We start from the raw sequence: 13,682 nt of genomic DNA on the forward strand, positions 1-13,682 counted from the left end.
CGCGCCGGTGGTGGTGAACCTGCCAACCGGTCCCGGCTGGCACGAGGCGCCCACGCCCGCCCTGCCGTTCCAGCAGGGAACCAATACCCTGATCCTGAAGGTCGAGGACTGCACGTCCTGCACGGTCAAATCGCTGAACGTCGGCGCCTTGCGTTGAGTGTGGAACTCTGATCCCTGGTGCAACCAGAGGGCGACGGAGTGTTGAGATGCGATTGGGCATGGTTCTGGTTCTTGGCTCTGCCTTATTGGCAGGGAGCGCCGCCAAGGCCATGCCCGATCGATTTCAGGCTGATCAGTCAGGCCTGACGGCGTTTCAGTCCGAGGCTGCTCTTGAGGAATTTCTGGAACGCAACCGGATTGAGGTGCGCGGGCGGACGGGTGACCAACAGGTCGACGATATTGTCGTTACAGGCAGCCGCGTCACAGACAGCATAACCAATGTCCAGGAAGCAGGTGTTGACGAGGGCGGGATCGTCAAGGCCAGCGGGAACAATCTGATCATCCTGCGGCGTGGGCGGTTGTTCAGTGTGTCGTTGGCGGGACCGGGTGTTCGACCGGTCGCATCCATCAATGCCTATCCGCCCGGCGTGGACGCGTCACGTGACTGGTACGACGAGATGCTGGTCGTGGACGACTGGGTCGTTGTGATCGGTTACAGCTATGGCCGTGGAGGAACCGAAATCAACCGGTTCAGGCTGGCCCCAGACGGCGGGCTGAGCTTTCATGACGCCTATCATCTCAGGTCAGGCGACTATTATTCGGGGAACAATTCGTCGTCTCGACTGATTGGCGATACCTTGGTCTTTTATGCTCCTTATGGCTTGGGCTGGCGCTGGCGTTCAGATGAAGAACTGCCTGCCATGCGCGCGTGGCGTGACAAGGCTAGCGGTGCTTTCCAGCCTATTTATCGTGCACGCGACATCTACATGGCGCCTCAGATCGTGGACGGATCAGGGCGCGCGAGCACCTTGCACACGGTGATCCGCTGTCCTTTGACGGCGCAGACGTTGAATTGCGCTGCGACCGGCGTGCTGGGCAGTGGGGCGCAGGGTTATTATGTGTCAGCGCAGGCCGTTTATCTCTGGACTGCAGGAGGTGACTCGGAGACCGGGGCTGCATCATCAGTATATCGGATGCCGCTTGATGGAGGGCGGCCGCAGGCCGTCAGAACACGGGGCGCGCCTATTGATCAATTTTCCTTTCGTGAAGACAGCCGTCGTCAGACGCTGGACGTGCTCGTTCGGTGGGGTGATCAGGAGGACGGCCAGTGGGAACGTCGTGATGTAAGCGACGCCGTCGCCTTGCTGCGTTTGCCCCTGTCGCGATTTGGCGATGGAACGCGTGCGATGTCAGCCGAGGATTACAGATCCCTTCCCGCATTGCCGTATAATAGTTGGTCGCATCGTAACCGGTTCGTCGGGCGCAGCCTGCTCTATTCCAGCGACGTGTCTGTTGCCGGTTCAGATGTCGACACGGGTGTTCTTCACGTGGTGAGCCTGGACGATCTGACGGTCAAAAGCTTTGATCTGCCAGAGGTGGTGGATCGGATCGAAGCCTTGGGGGATGATGCGCTGGTCGTCGGCGGGGAAGAGGATCTGACCATGCGGCTGGTCAGGTTGGGCCGCAATGCCAGGCTGGCGGGCCATTTCGTTCTGCCGCAGGCGCAAGAGGCTGAAAGCCGCAGTCACGGCTTCTTCTATCGACCCGACGCCGCTGGCAGGTCAGCGGGATTGTTGGGGCTTCCTGTCATCCGAGAAGATGAAAAAAGTGCGGAGATGGTTTTTGTTCGTCGTTCGAACAGAGGGCTTTCTTCCGCAGGCGTGCTCAGCTCGCGTCTGGTGTCGGACAAGCAGGATGAGGACGCCTGCGTGGTGTCCTGTTTCGACTGGTATGGAAACGCACGTCCTATTTTCCTGCGGGGGCGTGTCTTCGCCTTGCTCGGATATGAATTGGTCGAGGGGCGCGAAGAAAATGGCCGTATCCGTGAGATAGGCCGCAGCAGCTTCGCGCCCCGTGAAGACCTCAGTCGTCCAGGCGATTGAGCAGGAACAGGGCGGTGGCGGTCAGGGCGCCCAGGGCGAAGGCGGTGACCACGGCGCCGGTGGCGATGGCGGTCGGGATGGTGATGGGGCGGGCTTCGTACCACTCGACAATATCGGCGTCGAACAGGTCGTCGTCGGTGTAGCCCTGGGCTTCATAGATGGTGTCGTCGGCGTTCATGGCTGCACTCCGTCTTGCTCGCGGGGGATCAATACCCGCAAACGGTCGAGGTTCCACCTTTTCAGCCTGTCGTGACACGATGGCCCTCATCCGCTAGACGCGCGACAGGTTCCAGCACTCTCGAAGACGATCCCATGGCCGGCCACTCGAAATTCAAGAACATCATGCACCGCAAGGGACGCGCCGATGCGCAGCGTTCCAAGCTGTTCTCCAAGCTGTCGCGCGACATCACGGTCGCGGCGAAGTCGGGCCTGCCCGACCCTGCCGCCAACCCGCGCCTGCGTCTGGCGGTCAACAACGCCAAGGCCGAAAGCCTGCCCAAGGACGTGATCCAGCGCGCCATCAACAAGGCGGCGGGCGGCGACGTCGATAATATGGAAGAGGTCCGCTACGAAGGGCGCGGCCCCGGCGGCGTGGGCATCATCGTCGAGGCCCTGACCGACAACCGCAACCGTGCGGCCTCGAACATCGGCGCGGCCTTCAAGAAAAATGGCGGCGCACTGAGCGAAATGAACTCGGTCGCCTTCATGTGGGATAAGGTCGGCCAGATCATCTACAAGGCCGAGGCGGGCACCGAAGACGAAGTCATGGAGGCCGCTATCGAAGCCGGCGCCTCGGACGTCGAAAGCGATCTGGTCAAGCCGGACATCTATGAAGACGCACCGGGCCACACCATCTGGACCGCTTTCGAAGATCTGAACGAAGTCGCCGACGCCATGTCCAAGGTGCTGGGCGATCCCAAGTCCACCGCCATCGTCTGGAAGCCCCAGTCCGACGTTCCCGTGACCGGCGAGGCCGTCGGCACCCTGCTGAAGCTGCTGGACGCCCTGGACGCCGAAGACGACGTGCAAAACGTCTATTCCAACGAAGACATTTCCGACGAAGACGTGGCCAAGTACGCCGGTTGAGGTCGGTTTGAAGCGTGACTGTCAGGTCTGTGCTTGCCAAGCTATCTTAGTTAAGAACATATACGGAACATGTTTAGCTCTGTAGAGATCTGCGCCGGCGCTGGCGGGCAAGCCTTGGGCCTTGAGGGGGCAGGGTTTTCTCATACGGCTCTGGTTGAGATTGATGCGGACTGCTGCAAAACGCTTCGCCTCAATCGCCCTGACTGGAACGTAGTGGAGGGAGATGTTCGTCGTTTTGACGGACGTCCCTATCGCGGCGTCGATCTGTTCGCTGGCGGCGTGCCCTGTCCTCCGTTTTCGTTGGCCGGAAAGCAACTCGGAAAAGCGGACGAGCGGGATTTGTTTCCTGAAGCTGTTCGTTTGATCGATGAGATCAGGCCCCGCGCTGTTCTTTTAGAAAATGTTCGGGGGCTGATGGGCGCGGTTTTTCAAGAGTATCGCAACCACATTGCACGTGATGTGGGGAAGATGGGCTATTGGACCGGCTGGCGGCTGTTGAACGCGTCTGACTACGGCGTCCCGCAATTGCGGCCTCGCGTAGCGTTTGTGGCCTTGGCCAGGGGGCTGGAAGATGCATTCGACTGGCCCGTTCCGTTAAAGGCTGCGCCTGTTACGGTCGGCGCTGCGCTTAAGGATCTTATGGGCGCCGAGGGGTGGCGGGGGGTCGATAGCTGGGTCGCCAGGGCGGATGAAGTTGGCCCCACGTTGGTCGGTGGCTCTAAAAAGCATGGTGGTCCCGACTTGGGGCCTACACGAGCGCGCGCTGCATGGGCTGCTCTGGGAGTTAATGGCAAGAGTCTTGCTGAAACTGCGCCGGAGCAGAATTTTGTAGGCATGCCGCGATTGACGCCACGGATGACGGCGCGAATTCAAGGTTTCCCTGATGATTGGTTCTTCCATGGGCGCAAGACGACGGCCTATCGACAGATAGGAAATGCTTTTCCGCCCCCGGTCGCGCGCAGTCTTGGGTGTAGTTTGCGTACGGCGCTGGAAGCTCGCTCAAAATATAGGTTGGTGGGATGAAGACTGGCGGCGCGAGAGCTCGACTTCGGGCGCATTTTCTGGCCAATTTAGGTCGGGTCATGAAGTCGGACGAATTGCGCGAAGTTGCTGGGGGCATCAGCGAGTGGGCGCGTCGTGTGCGTGAGTTGCGAACTGAGGAGGGTTATTTGATCCTGACTCATAATGACCGCGCCAATTTGAAGCCGGGTGAATATCTGCTGGAAGTTGCAAAACCCGCACCGGCTTTCGAACGGGCTATCTCCAAGGAAACGCGTGCTTTCGTACTCGATCGTAATGGCTTCACCTGTCAGCAGTGCGGTGCGGTCGCCGGTGAACCTCATCCTTATGATCCCGGACGTAAGACGCGGCTCCATATTGGACATGTGATCGACAAGTCGATGGGCGGTTCGGACGAGCCGGGCAATCTTCGAGCGCTTTGTTCGGTCTGCAATGAAGGTGCGCGCAACCTGACGCTTGACCGACCTTCAGCTGCCAAGCTGTTGATCCAGGTGCGTCGAGCGACTGCGGCCGACCAACTGGCGGTCTTGGATTGGCTGAAAAGCAAATTTCCAGACCGGGCCTAAGAGGTGAGAAACCTCTATGCTGAGCAGACGCTTGCGAGTCGTTAGCGGGGAACCCGGCGAGCGGGAGGCGATTAGTTTCGTTCAGCCTTGCCGGAGCGCCCTGATGGACATCACCCAACTGATCCTCGACGACCATGCTGAACAGCGTCGTCTGTTTTCGATCATCGAACAGATCGATCCCAAGGACACCGAGGCGCTGAGCGCGGTCTGGGGGCGGCTGTCGGCCTTTCTGGATGTGCATGCCGAGGCCGAGGAGCGGTTCTTTTATCCCGACCTGATGAAAAAGGGCGACGGCGCCAATGACGCCGAGGACGGCACGGTCGAGGGCGAGACCGAGGACGCCATCGAAGACCACAACAAGCTGCGCGACGCGGTCAAGGCGGTCGCCAAGCACAAGGTCGGCACCAAGGCCTGGTTTGAGGCCGTGGGTGAGGCGAACGTGGTCAACTCCAAACATATGGGCGAGGAGGAGCGTCAGGGCCTGACCGACTTCCGCCTGAACGCCAGCGTGGCCACGCGTCATGATCTGGCTGTCAAGTTCGCGACCTTCGAGGCGACCAACATCACGGGCGTCAAGCCGGTGAACAAGGACCCCGAAGCCTATGTCGAGAAACACGGCTGACGGACGCCGCTGATGCCGGAAAACGATCCCCGTCCTGACCTGCCTGGGTCTGCCGGTCCGCCCATCGATGGTCCCCGCTGGATGTGGGTCAAGCTGGCGGCCTGGGGCGGTGCGGTCGCCCTGCTGTTGTGCGCCGCCGCTGTGGTGACGATGGGTGTCTCATCCCTGTTGAACAGGGAGAGGGGCGAAACTTCGCCGCCCGAGCCTGTCGTCGTTGAGACTGTAGATGTTCCAGCTTCAGTCCCGGCCCCGGTGGCGGTCGAACCGTCTCGCACCGAACAGGAAGCCGTGCGGGCGCCTGTCGATCCCTTCTACGCCCCGGCCACGCCCGAGCAGATCGCGCCCTTCTATATCCCGCCAGAACGGGCCTCAGGCCGGTCGCCCGAGCCTGCGGCCAAGGACGCCCTACCGTCGTCCCCCGTTCCGCCCACGGCTGACGCGACGCCGAAACGCCCCCGGCTGATGCAGCACTGAGGCAGGACGCTTCAGGCGCAGAAGGCGATGGCGGCGTCCAGCCAGACGGCGACGCCGACCCGGCCCCACAGCCAGATGGCTCCGCCGATCGCCAGCAGAGCCAGGACGCCCAGGCCGATCTTGAAGGCGTGCGACTTCATTCGGCGGCCGGGATCGGAACCGGCTGTGCACGCACCAGCGGCGCCTCCCTGATCGGGGCGTTGGCCGCCGCAGCCGTCAGGGCAAGGCCGATGGAGACCAGCCACATCAGCATGTACGAACCCGTCGCATCAAAGGCCAGACCGGCCAGCCAGGCGCCGAAGAAGGCCCCGATCTGGTGGTTCATGAACACGATCCCGGCCAGGGCCGACAGGTTCCGCAGGCCATAGATCTGGGCCACCAGTCCATTGGTCAGGGGCACGGTGCCCAGCCACAGGAATCCGAAGGTCGCGGCGAAGATCAGGGCCGTGGCGGGCGACAGCGGGACCAGGATGAAGATGACGATGGTCAGGGCGCGCAAGCTATAGAGCAGCACCAGCAGGTTCTTCTTGGACCCCTTGGACCCCCAGGCTCCCCAAAGCCAGGACCCGGCGATGTTGAACAGGCCGATCAGGGCCAGACAGTTGGCGCCCACGGACGGCGACAGGCCCAGGTCGCGCAGGTAGGCGGGCAGGTGGGTGCCGACGAAGGCGATGTGGAAGCCGCAGACGAAGAAGCCGAAGTTCAGCAGCCAGAAGCTGGGGTGGGCGAACGCCTCGGCCAGTGCGGCCTTCAGCGGCGGTCCCTCGACCGCGCCCCTTGCGGGGGGCTTGCCCGCCACGCCCAGAGCCGCAGGGATCATCAGGGCGATAATGCCGGCCATGATGAACAGGGTGATGCGCCAGTCATAGGCGTCCAGCATGGCCTGTGCCGCAGGCACGACCAGAAACTGGCCGAACGACCCGCCCGCCGTGACGATGCCGAAGGCCAGGGTCCGCTTCTCGGGCGGCACGATCTTGCCCACGGCGCCCAGCACGACCACGAAGGTCACGCCCGACATGGCCAGGCCGACCATGGCCCCGAACCCGATCATCAGCCCCAGCGAACTGGCCGCCAGACCCGACACGATCAGCCCGCCCGCATAGACCAGGGCCCCGACCACGGCGATCCGGCCCGCGCCATGCTTGTCGGCCATGGCGCCGATGAAGGGCTGGATCAGGCCGAACAGCAGGTTCTGCGCGGCGATGATCAGGCCAAAGGTCTGGCGGTTGATCTCCAACTCCATCCCCATCGGCGTCAGGAACAGGCCGAACGACTGGCGCACCCCCATCGACAGGGTGACCAGGGTGGCCCCGGTCAGGATCATGATCCAGGCGCGGCGCGACATCTGGGCGGGGGCGGTCTCAGACATGGGTCTCGATTTCGTGCAGAAGTTCGATCAGGACGGCTTCGCGCTGTCCCAGGATGTTGCTGATTTCGGCCTGCGCCTCGGTCCAGAAAGGGCGGGCCAGATCCAACTGCGCGCGTCCGGCGTCTGACAGGCTGAAATGCTGGGTGCGGCCCGGTTCGACGGTGATCCAGCCGTCGCGGATCATCGGCTGCAGGGTGCGCCACATGGCGCTTTTCTCGTGGGCGGTGCGTTCGGCGAACTCGGCCAGGGTCGGCCGCGGCATCTGCGACAGATTACGCAGCACTGCATACTGGTTCACATTCATCCCGACTGCGGCCAGGGCGGCGTCATAGCGGCGGCTCAGGGTGCGCGAGGCGCGCCGCAGACGTCCGCAGATACAGGCAATATCGTCGTTCATTGCGTATGCAATACAGTGTCGCGTTGCATATGCAATGATGATTGCAGGGCGGCTGGTGATTGTTTGCTAACCCTCTTTGCGGCAATAGGGGAACGGATGGCGAACGAACCTGTCAGAATCATCGGGCTGGACCCGGGTCTGCGACGCACCGGCTGGGGGGTGATCGTCTCTGACGGCACGCGCCTGCGCTGGGTGGCGCACGGGGTGGTGACCCCGCCGGAAAAGGCCCCGTTCAGCGAGCGGCTGTTGCATCTGCTGGATCATGTGGGGGCGATCTGCACCGACCACGGCTGCGAGGAGGCGGCGGTGGAAGAGGTGTTCGTCAATGTGAACCCGGCCTCGACCCTGAAGCTGGGTCACGCCCGCGCCGCTGTCATGCTGGCGCCCGCCAAATGCGGCCTGCTGGTCGCCGAATACTCGCCCAATCTGGTCAAGAAGGCCGTCGTCGGCGCAGGCCATGCGGACAAGAGCCAGATCGCCTTTATGGTCAAACGCCTGTTGCCGACCGCGGGCGACGTCAAGGCGGACGCCGCCGATGCGCTGGCCGTCGCCATCACCCATGCGCAACTGAGGAAACGAGCCTTGCTGGAAACCCTGCATCGAGGCGCGGCATGATCGGCCGCCTGAGAGGTGTTCTGGCCGAGGTCGGCGAGGCGGACTGCCTGATCGATTGCGCGGGCGTGGGCTATGTCGTGTCGTGCGGGGCGCGGACGCTGGGCCGTCTGCCGGCCCCCGGCGATGAGGCCACGGTCCATGTCCATTCGCAATGGAGCGAGGATGCGGGCCCGCGCCTGTATGGCTTCTTGACCCGCGATGAACGCCGCGCCTTCACCACGCTTCTGGCCATTCAGGGCGTGGGGCCGAAGGCGGCGCTGGCCGTGCTGGACGTGCTGCCGCCCGGCGAACTGGCGGGCGCTGTCGCGCGTGAGGACAAGGCGGCGGTGGCGCGCGCCAATGGCGTCGGCCCGAAACTGGCCCTGCGCATCGTCACCGAACTGAAGGGAAAACCGCTGGGCGATGTAACCTTTGCGCCCAATGCACCCGGCGTCCATGTCGAGATCGCTGCGCCCGCGCCCAGCCTGACGGGTGAGGCCGTGTCCGCCCTGCTGGGTCTGGGCGTCGCCGAGGTCAACGCCCGCCGTGCCGTTGATCAGGCCCTGATCCGCCTGGGCGACGAGGCCGAACTGCCTGCGGTCATCCGCGCGGCCCTGCAGGAGTTGGGACGTTGAGTTGGGAGTGGCGAATGGCGAGCGGCGCGTGGCGAGTGCAGCCGTGCGGCGTTGCAGGGCTGTGCGCCGTTGTCGTCTTTAGCGAGCGAAAACCTGAGGCGTCTGCTCGCCATGCGCCACTCGCCACGCGCCACTGGATTTCCCTATGACCCGCATCATTTCCCCCGAGGCGGAAAGCGGTGAAGCCTTCGACCGCGCCCTGCGTCCCCAGACCCTGTCCGAGTTCGTCGGTCAGTCGCAGGCCAAGGGCAATCTGAAGGTCTTTATCGACGCTGCGCGCGGGCGGGCCGAGGCGTTGGATCACGTCCTGCTGTTCGGACCTCCGGGACTGGGCAAGACGACGCTGGCGCAGATCGTGTCGCGCGAACTGGGCGTGGGGTTCCGCACCACGTCCGGCCCGATCCTGGCCAAGGCGGGCGACCTCGCCGCCATCCTGACCAACCTCGAACCGCGCGATGTCCTGTTCATCGACGAGATCCACCGCCTCAGCCCGCAGGTCGAGGAGATCCTCTATCCGGCGATGGAGGATCATGTGCTGGACCTGATCATCGGCGAGGGGCTGTCGGCGCGGTCGGTGCGGATTGATCTGGCGCCCTTTACGCTGGTCGGGGCCACGACGCGGGCGGGCCTGCTGGCCACACCCTTGCGCGACCGGTTCGGCATACCGTTGCGGCTGGAGTTCTATACGCCCGAGGAGTTGACGGCGGTGGTGCGCGGCACGGCCCGCAAGATGGGCGCGGCCATTGACGAGGGCGGCGCCTTCGAGATCGCCTCGCGCGCTCGCGGCACGCCCCGGATCGCCGGTCGCCTGCTGCGACGCGTGCGCGACTTCGCCTCTGCGGAAGGGGCCGAGGTCATCAACAAACTGGTCGCGGCGCGGGCGCTGGCGCGGCTGGAGGTGGACGAGGCTGGATTGGACAGTCTGGACCGTCGCTTCCTGAAGGCCCTGATCGAGAACTATGGCGGCGGGCCGGTCGGCATGGACACGCTGGCGGCGGCCATCGCCGAGGCGCGCGATGCGGTCGAGGACGTGATCGAACCCTATCTGCTGCAGCAGGGCTTCATCATGCGCACCCCGCGCGGGCGCATGGCCTGTGCGCGGGCCTATGCCCATCTGGGCCTGTCGGAACCGCCCAAGAACCCAAACGCCCCGCCTGTCCCCGGCGATCTGTTCGACTGACGCTTGCCAAACGACCGGACGCATCGTTCTTTGCCGCCCATGAAACGCAAGACGCGGGATATCTGGCTGATCGGACTGGCGGCGGCGGTTCTGGCGCTGGGCGCGCTGGGGTTCTGGCTGACGATGAGCAGCAGCCGGATTGATCCGCTGGAGGCGCCGGGCGACCGGGTCGCGCGCCAGATCGCAACCCAGATCGGGCAGGGCGCGGTGCTGCGCTACGCTGAGCCCGGCCAGCGTCGCGGCATGTGCGGCTATGTCGGGCGAACCCGCAAGGGCGAGGCGGTGGCCTTTGTCTCGACGCCCAACCGCATCCTGTTCAGCGACGATCCCATGCCGACCGAGTTCCGGCAGATGCGACAACGCTATTGTCCAGGCTTCCTGACCGCCCCGCCGAAGCGATAGAGTGGGCGCCATGAGCGACGATCTTCCCACCGCAGGCCGTTTCGACGGCCATGACCACCTGCTGCCCGTGCGCGTCTATTACGAGGACACGGACTTCACCGGGCTGGTCTATCACGCCAACTATGTCCGCTATTTCGAGCGGGGGCGGTCGGACTTCCTGCGCGCAATTGGCGTTGGCCATACCGACCTGCTGGAAGATGAATCGCCGCTGGCCTTCGTCGTCGCCGACATGAACCTGCGCTTCATCAAGCCCGCCCGCATCGACGACGCCCTGGTGGTTCGCACCGTCTATGAGAGCGTGAAGGGCGTGCGCCTGATCATCCGTCAGTCGGTCGAGCGGGCGGGCGAGGTGCTGTGCCGCGCCGAGGTCACCGCCGTCTGCATCCATCTGGACGGCCGTCCGCGCCGCCCGTCAAAGGCCCTGATCGAGAAGGTCACGCCGTGGCTGGCGAGCACGGCGCAGGCCGGGTAAAACAGGCGGGTAAAGGGGAAAAGCCGATGGCCACTCAGAACTACACGATGTCCGCCAGCGCAGTGGTCGTTTCGATCCTGCTGTTCGTGCTGTTGGTCGGCGGCGGGCTGGTCGGCTGCCCCTATTACAAGGTCTGGGAGCGCAAGATGGCCGGTCAGGCCGAGCTGCAATACCAGCAGGGTGCGCGTCAGGCCCTGATCGCCCAGGCCGCCGCCGAAGACGAAGCCGCCATCAAGCGGGCCGAGGCTGCCACGCGCCGGGTGCTGGGCTGGACCGATGCGGCCAAGCGCGGCTGCGCCGAGCTGGGCCGTCCAGGCGACCGTCAGTGCGAGGAAGGGCTGTTGAAAGACGCCGCCACCTATTCCATCGCCAAGGAAGGCCATGAGGGCGTGATCATCAGCGTCGGCGCGCCCGTCTCGGTCGCCGTCGATCCGAACAAGGGCCGTTCGGCGGAATAGGGGGCGGGTTCAGAAGAACTCGTCCAGCCCCAAATGAAACTGCAGCCGCGCCTGGTCAGGCGCGGCGATGCCGTAAGCGGTCAGGAAGCGGGCCTGCAGGTTCGCGCCGAACTCGGCCAGATTGCTCCAGACGATGGCGATGTCCTGATAGCGGTCGGCCGAACCTGCGCGCCCGACGTCGATGCAGCCGACGCCGCCGTCATCGGCAATCAGGATATTGTCCAGAGAATAGTCGCCGTGCGTGACCACCCGGTCGTCGTCGGCGGGACGCAGGGCGGTGATCTGGTCCCAAACCTGCTGAGCGGTCCAACCCTGACGCGTCTCATCGAAATCCTCAGTCTCGACCAGCCCGGCCTCCATCCGGTCATGGGCCAGACGCATTCGCAGCGCGGCGCCGCTGTCGAACGGGCAGCGGTCCAGCGGGATGGCGTGGAGCTGTTTCAGGAAGGCGGCCAGATGATCGACGACCTCGGGCGCTGAAGACGGATCAGCCGTCATCCGGTCATAGGCCGTGCGGCCGGGCAGGGCGGTAGTCAGAAGCCAGGCCTCGTCCTCGGTCGCGGTGAAATGCACGACCTGCGGCGTGCGGACATGGTGCGCCAGCCAGCGCAGCCGCACCATTTCGTCGGTGATGTCGCGCGCTGCCGCGTCGCGCCCGTGCTTCAGGTAAAGATCAGCCTCTGACGGCCCGCCGATCAGGCGGTGAACTGCGCCGCCCGCCTCTCCGACCAGATCGCGCGCCCAGGTCCGGCCCTGCACGGCGGCGGCCAGTTCGGGCGGCGGATTGAGCGGCTGGACCAGCCGTTCGCGCTCAGGGTTCAACGGGGTTGGCACGGTCAAGGCGCGATCCACACAGGCTCTCGATCACAAGCGGCTGATTTCAACCGCTTCAGGCGTCACAGTAAACCCGCTGGTAACCATTTTCGCGCCTGTCAGGGAATGGACGCTGACGGTCACTCTGTCGTGCGCGCCACACAATAGTCACGCCTAGTCGGTCGAAGGGAAATGACCGATTTTGAATCCGCCCGGAGCGCCTGAATGACCACGCCCGTCGACGCCTCGATGCTCAATCCCGTCGAGCTGTTTCTGACCGCCGACTGGGTGGTGAAGACGGTGATGATCGGCCTGGCCGTGGCCTCCCTGTGGTCGTGGACCATCATCATCGACAAGGCCTTCCGCTTCACGGTGCTGAACAAGCAGGCCGATGATTTCGAAAAGGCGGTTCAGTCAGGCCGTTCGCTGGAGGACGTGGCGACACAGGCTGGTCCTCAGCCCGAACACGCCCTGCCGCGCATGCTGGTCATCGCCCTGTCCGACTGGCGCGAAGCCCGCCAGCGCGGGGTGCTGAATGAACATCAGGGCGAGCTGCTGATGATCCGCATCGACCGGGCCCTGAACAGCCTGATCTCACGCGAGGGGCAGCGGATCGAGAACGGTCTGGGCGTGCTGTCGGTGGTGGCCACCGCCTCGCCCTTCATCGGCCTGTTCGGCACGGTCTGGGGCATCATGAACGCGTTTGGCCGCATCGCAGCGGCAGGCAACACCAATCTGACGACGGTTGCGCCTGCAATCGCCGAGGCCCTGTTCGCCACCGCCATCGGTCTGGCCGCCGCCATCCCGGCCTATATCGCCTACAACAAGTTCTCCATTGATGCGGGCAAGTTCACCGGCCGTCTGGAAGCCTTTGCTGACGATCTGCAGGCTGCGGTCGCGCGCCGTCTGGGCAGCCCGTCCGCCCCGCCGCCTCCGCCCGCTCCGACCAGCGACCTCAGCCTGAACCGGAGCGCCTGAGCCATGGCCATGGGCGGTGGATCAAGTGGCGGCGGTGGTCGCCGCGGACGCAGGCGGCGCAAGGGCCCGCTGACGGAAATCAACGTCACGCCGCTGGTCGACGTGATGCTGGTGCTGCTGATCATCTTCATGATCTCGGCGCCCCTGCTGACGGTTGGGGTTCCGGTCGAACTGCCCAAGACCGAGGCCAGCGCGGTCGAGATCAAGTCGGAGCCCCTGTCGGTCAGCATCGACCAGAACGGCGCCATCTTCATCGGCGACAGCGAAGCCGACTTCAACGACCTGACCACCCGCCTGTTCACCGAGGCGGGCGGTGCGGACAAGGCGGCCGAGCGCCCGGTCTTCGTGCGCGCCGACGGCCGTGCGCCCTATCAGGCCGTGGCCCGCGTGATGGCGCGCCTCAGCGCCAACGGCTTCACCAAGCTGAACCTGATCACCGACACGGCGCCGGAGGCCTGATCCCTTGCGCCGTCCCAGTCCCGCCATTCTGGGATCCATCGCCCTGCACGCCGGGGTGGTTGCGCTCGCCTTCGTCACCTTCACGGAGAAGAAGGACGAACTGACGCCGCTGGTC

19 protein-coding genes are annotated in these 13,682 nt (G+C 64.5%); 14 read left to right on the plus strand and 5 right to left on the minus strand.

Going from position 1 to position 13,682, the window contains the following annotated elements; all coding sequences use genetic code 11:
- The first annotated feature begins 206 nt into the window (after positions 1–206).
- Entirely contained in the window at positions 207–2,042 is a 1,836-nt protein-coding gene (locus tag QZ281_RS07725) for a beta-propeller domain-containing protein (protein WP_292226786.1), read from the plus strand.
- Here QZ281_RS07725 and QZ281_RS07730 read toward each other — a convergent pair.
- Positions 2,023–2,220, minus strand: coding sequence for a hypothetical protein (locus QZ281_RS07730; protein ID WP_292226789.1), 198 nt, complete (start codon positions 2,218–2,220; stop codon positions 2,023–2,025). The two genes, QZ281_RS07725 and QZ281_RS07730, sit on opposite strands and share 20 nt — an antisense overlap.
- A 134-nt stretch (positions 2,221–2,354) precedes the next feature.
- Here QZ281_RS07730 and QZ281_RS07735 point away from each other — a divergent pair, with 134 nt between their 5' ends.
- The 5 genes from QZ281_RS07735 (at position 2,355) to QZ281_RS07755 (ending at position 5,810) form a co-directional block, all read left to right on the plus strand.
- A complete protein-coding gene (locus QZ281_RS07735; RefSeq protein WP_292226792.1) occupies positions 2,355–3,128 on the plus strand; it encodes a YebC/PmpR family DNA-binding transcriptional regulator in 774 nt (257 codons plus the stop codon).
- 69 nt (positions 3,129–3,197) lie between these two features.
- A complete protein-coding gene (locus tag QZ281_RS07740; RefSeq protein WP_292226795.1) occupies positions 3,198–4,151 on the plus strand; it encodes a DNA cytosine methyltransferase in 954 nt (317 codons plus the stop codon).
- A gap of 59 nt (positions 4,152–4,210) precedes the next feature.
- On the plus strand, positions 4,211–4,714 hold the full coding sequence (locus QZ281_RS07745) for an HNH endonuclease (protein WP_292226797.1): 504 nt from the start codon (positions 4,211–4,213) through the stop codon (positions 4,712–4,714).
- Positions 4,715–4,817: 103 nt separating this feature from the next.
- The gene (locus tag QZ281_RS07750; RefSeq protein ID WP_292226799.1) at positions 4,818–5,336 is read left to right on the plus strand and encodes a hemerythrin domain-containing protein; all 519 of its coding nucleotides are present in this window, start codon (positions 4,818–4,820) and stop codon (positions 5,334–5,336) included.
- A gap of 12 nt (positions 5,337–5,348) precedes the next feature.
- Positions 5,349–5,810, plus strand: coding sequence for a hypothetical protein (locus QZ281_RS07755; RefSeq protein ID WP_292226803.1), 462 nt, complete (start codon positions 5,349–5,351; stop codon positions 5,808–5,810).
- 11 nt (positions 5,811–5,821) lie between these two features.
- Here QZ281_RS07755 and QZ281_RS07760 read toward each other — a convergent pair whose 3' ends face one another.
- From QZ281_RS07760 to QZ281_RS07770, 3 genes are read right to left on the minus strand one after another with little or no spacing between them, the layout of a single operon-like run.
- Positions 5,822–5,950: a hypothetical protein gene (locus QZ281_RS07760; RefSeq protein ID WP_292226804.1), complete on the minus strand. Its 129-nt coding sequence runs from the start codon at positions 5,948–5,950 to the stop codon at positions 5,822–5,824.
- Entirely contained in the window at positions 5,947–7,179 is a 1,233-nt protein-coding gene (locus QZ281_RS07765; protein ID WP_292226809.1) for an MFS transporter, read from the minus strand. Before QZ281_RS07765 ends, QZ281_RS07760 begins: the two co-directional genes overlap by 4 nt.
- A complete protein-coding gene (locus QZ281_RS07770; protein ID WP_292226811.1) occupies positions 7,172–7,576 on the minus strand; it encodes a MarR family winged helix-turn-helix transcriptional regulator in 405 nt (134 codons plus the stop codon). Before QZ281_RS07770 ends, QZ281_RS07765 begins: the two co-directional genes overlap by 8 nt.
- 96 nt (positions 7,577–7,672) lie before the next feature.
- On the opposite strand from QZ281_RS07770, the gene ruvC reads away from it, so the two are divergent.
- The 6 genes from ruvC to QZ281_RS07800 all read left to right on the plus strand — a co-directional run bounded on the left by ruvC (position 7,673) and on the right by QZ281_RS07800 (position 11,317).
- On the plus strand, positions 7,673–8,191 hold the full coding sequence (gene ruvC / locus QZ281_RS07775) for a crossover junction endodeoxyribonuclease RuvC (protein ID WP_292226814.1): 519 nt from the start codon (positions 7,673–7,675) through the stop codon (positions 8,189–8,191).
- Positions 8,188–8,805 carry a Holliday junction branch migration protein RuvA gene (ruvA, locus tag QZ281_RS07780; protein WP_292226817.1) on the plus strand — a complete coding sequence of 206 codons (618 nt, stop codon included), beginning with the start codon at positions 8,188–8,190 and terminating at the stop codon, positions 8,803–8,805. The genes ruvC and ruvA overlap by 4 nt, the downstream gene beginning before the upstream one ends.
- Positions 8,806–8,950: 145 nt before the next feature.
- Entirely contained in the window at positions 8,951–9,985 is a 1,035-nt protein-coding gene (gene ruvB, locus QZ281_RS07785; RefSeq protein ID WP_292226820.1) for a Holliday junction branch migration DNA helicase RuvB, read from the plus strand.
- Between the two features lie 39 nt (positions 9,986–10,024).
- Positions 10,025–10,387, plus strand: a complete 363-nt coding sequence (locus QZ281_RS07790) for a hypothetical protein (protein WP_292226823.1) — start codon at positions 10,025–10,027, stop codon at positions 10,385–10,387.
- 10 nt (positions 10,388–10,397) lie between these two features.
- Complete coding sequence (gene ybgC, locus QZ281_RS07795; RefSeq protein WP_292226826.1) at positions 10,398–10,859, plus strand: tol-pal system-associated acyl-CoA thioesterase; 462 nt, start codon at positions 10,398–10,400, stop codon at positions 10,857–10,859.
- A gap of 26 nt (positions 10,860–10,885) precedes the next feature.
- Positions 10,886–11,317 carry a hypothetical protein gene (locus QZ281_RS07800; RefSeq protein ID WP_292226829.1) on the plus strand — a complete coding sequence of 144 codons (432 nt, stop codon included), beginning with the start codon at positions 10,886–10,888 and terminating at the stop codon, positions 11,315–11,317.
- A 9-nt stretch (positions 11,318–11,326) separates the two neighbouring features.
- Here the strand turns inward: QZ281_RS07800 and QZ281_RS07805 are convergent, their stop codons facing one another.
- Positions 11,327–12,151, minus strand: a complete 825-nt coding sequence (locus QZ281_RS07805; protein WP_292226839.1) for an APH(3') family aminoglycoside O-phosphotransferase — start codon at positions 12,149–12,151, stop codon at positions 11,327–11,329.
- A gap of 204 nt (positions 12,152–12,355) precedes the next feature.
- Here QZ281_RS07805 and tolQ point away from each other — a divergent pair, with 204 nt between their 5' ends.
- Positions 12,356–13,108 (plus strand): protein TolQ, encoded by a 753-nt coding sequence (tolQ, locus tag QZ281_RS07810; protein WP_292226832.1) that lies wholly within the window; start codon positions 12,356–12,358, stop codon positions 13,106–13,108.
- Positions 13,109–13,111: 3 nt separating this feature from the next.
- Entirely contained in the window at positions 13,112–13,567 is a 456-nt protein-coding gene (locus QZ281_RS07815) for an ExbD/TolR family protein (protein ID WP_292226835.1), read from the plus strand.
- Positions 13,568–13,682: the final 115 nt, after the last annotated feature.

Source organism: Brevundimonas sp., assembly GCF_018608325.1.
In the GTDB taxonomy this organism is placed as follows: domain Bacteria; phylum Pseudomonadota; class Alphaproteobacteria; order Caulobacterales; family Caulobacteraceae; genus Brevundimonas.

Bases quoted from the DNA above. Each gene is read 5' to 3' on its own strand.
- QZ281_RS07725 (WP_292226786.1), top strand. From the start codon at position 207: ATGCGATTGGGCATGGTTCTGGTTCTTGGCTCTGCCTTATTGGCAGGG.
- QZ281_RS07730 (WP_292226789.1), bottom strand. From the start codon at position 2,220: ATGAACGCCGACGACACCATCTATGAAGCCCAGGGCTACACCGACGAC.
- QZ281_RS07735 (WP_292226792.1), top strand. From the start codon at position 2,355: ATGGCCGGCCACTCGAAATTCAAGAACATCATGCACCGCAAGGGACGC.
- QZ281_RS07740 (WP_292226795.1), top strand. From the start codon at position 3,198: ATGTTTAGCTCTGTAGAGATCTGCGCCGGCGCTGGCGGGCAAGCCTTG.
- QZ281_RS07745 (WP_292226797.1), top strand. From the start codon at position 4,211: ATGAAGTCGGACGAATTGCGCGAAGTTGCTGGGGGCATCAGCGAGTGG.
- QZ281_RS07750 (WP_292226799.1), top strand. From the start codon at position 4,818: ATGGACATCACCCAACTGATCCTCGACGACCATGCTGAACAGCGTCGT.
- QZ281_RS07755 (WP_292226803.1), top strand. From the start codon at position 5,349: ATGCCGGAAAACGATCCCCGTCCTGACCTGCCTGGGTCTGCCGGTCCG.
- QZ281_RS07760 (WP_292226804.1), bottom strand. From the start codon at position 5,950: ATGAAGTCGCACGCCTTCAAGATCGGCCTGGGCGTCCTGGCTCTGCTG.
- QZ281_RS07765 (WP_292226809.1), bottom strand. From the start codon at position 7,179: ATGTCTGAGACCGCCCCCGCCCAGATGTCGCGCCGCGCCTGGATCATG.
- QZ281_RS07770 (WP_292226811.1), bottom strand. From the start codon at position 7,576: ATGAACGACGATATTGCCTGTATCTGCGGACGTCTGCGGCGCGCCTCG.
- ruvC (WP_292226814.1), top strand. From the start codon at position 7,673: ATGGCGAACGAACCTGTCAGAATCATCGGGCTGGACCCGGGTCTGCGA.
- ruvA (WP_292226817.1), top strand. From the start codon at position 8,188: ATGATCGGCCGCCTGAGAGGTGTTCTGGCCGAGGTCGGCGAGGCGGAC.
- ruvB (WP_292226820.1), top strand. From the start codon at position 8,951: ATGACCCGCATCATTTCCCCCGAGGCGGAAAGCGGTGAAGCCTTCGAC.
- QZ281_RS07790 (WP_292226823.1), top strand. From the start codon at position 10,025: ATGAAACGCAAGACGCGGGATATCTGGCTGATCGGACTGGCGGCGGCG.
- ybgC (WP_292226826.1), top strand. From the start codon at position 10,398: ATGAGCGACGATCTTCCCACCGCAGGCCGTTTCGACGGCCATGACCAC.
- QZ281_RS07800 (WP_292226829.1), top strand. From the start codon at position 10,886: ATGGCCACTCAGAACTACACGATGTCCGCCAGCGCAGTGGTCGTTTCG.
- tolQ (WP_292226832.1), top strand. From the start codon at position 12,356: ATGACCACGCCCGTCGACGCCTCGATGCTCAATCCCGTCGAGCTGTTT.
- QZ281_RS07815 (WP_292226835.1), top strand. From the start codon at position 13,112: ATGGCCATGGGCGGTGGATCAAGTGGCGGCGGTGGTCGCCGCGGACGC.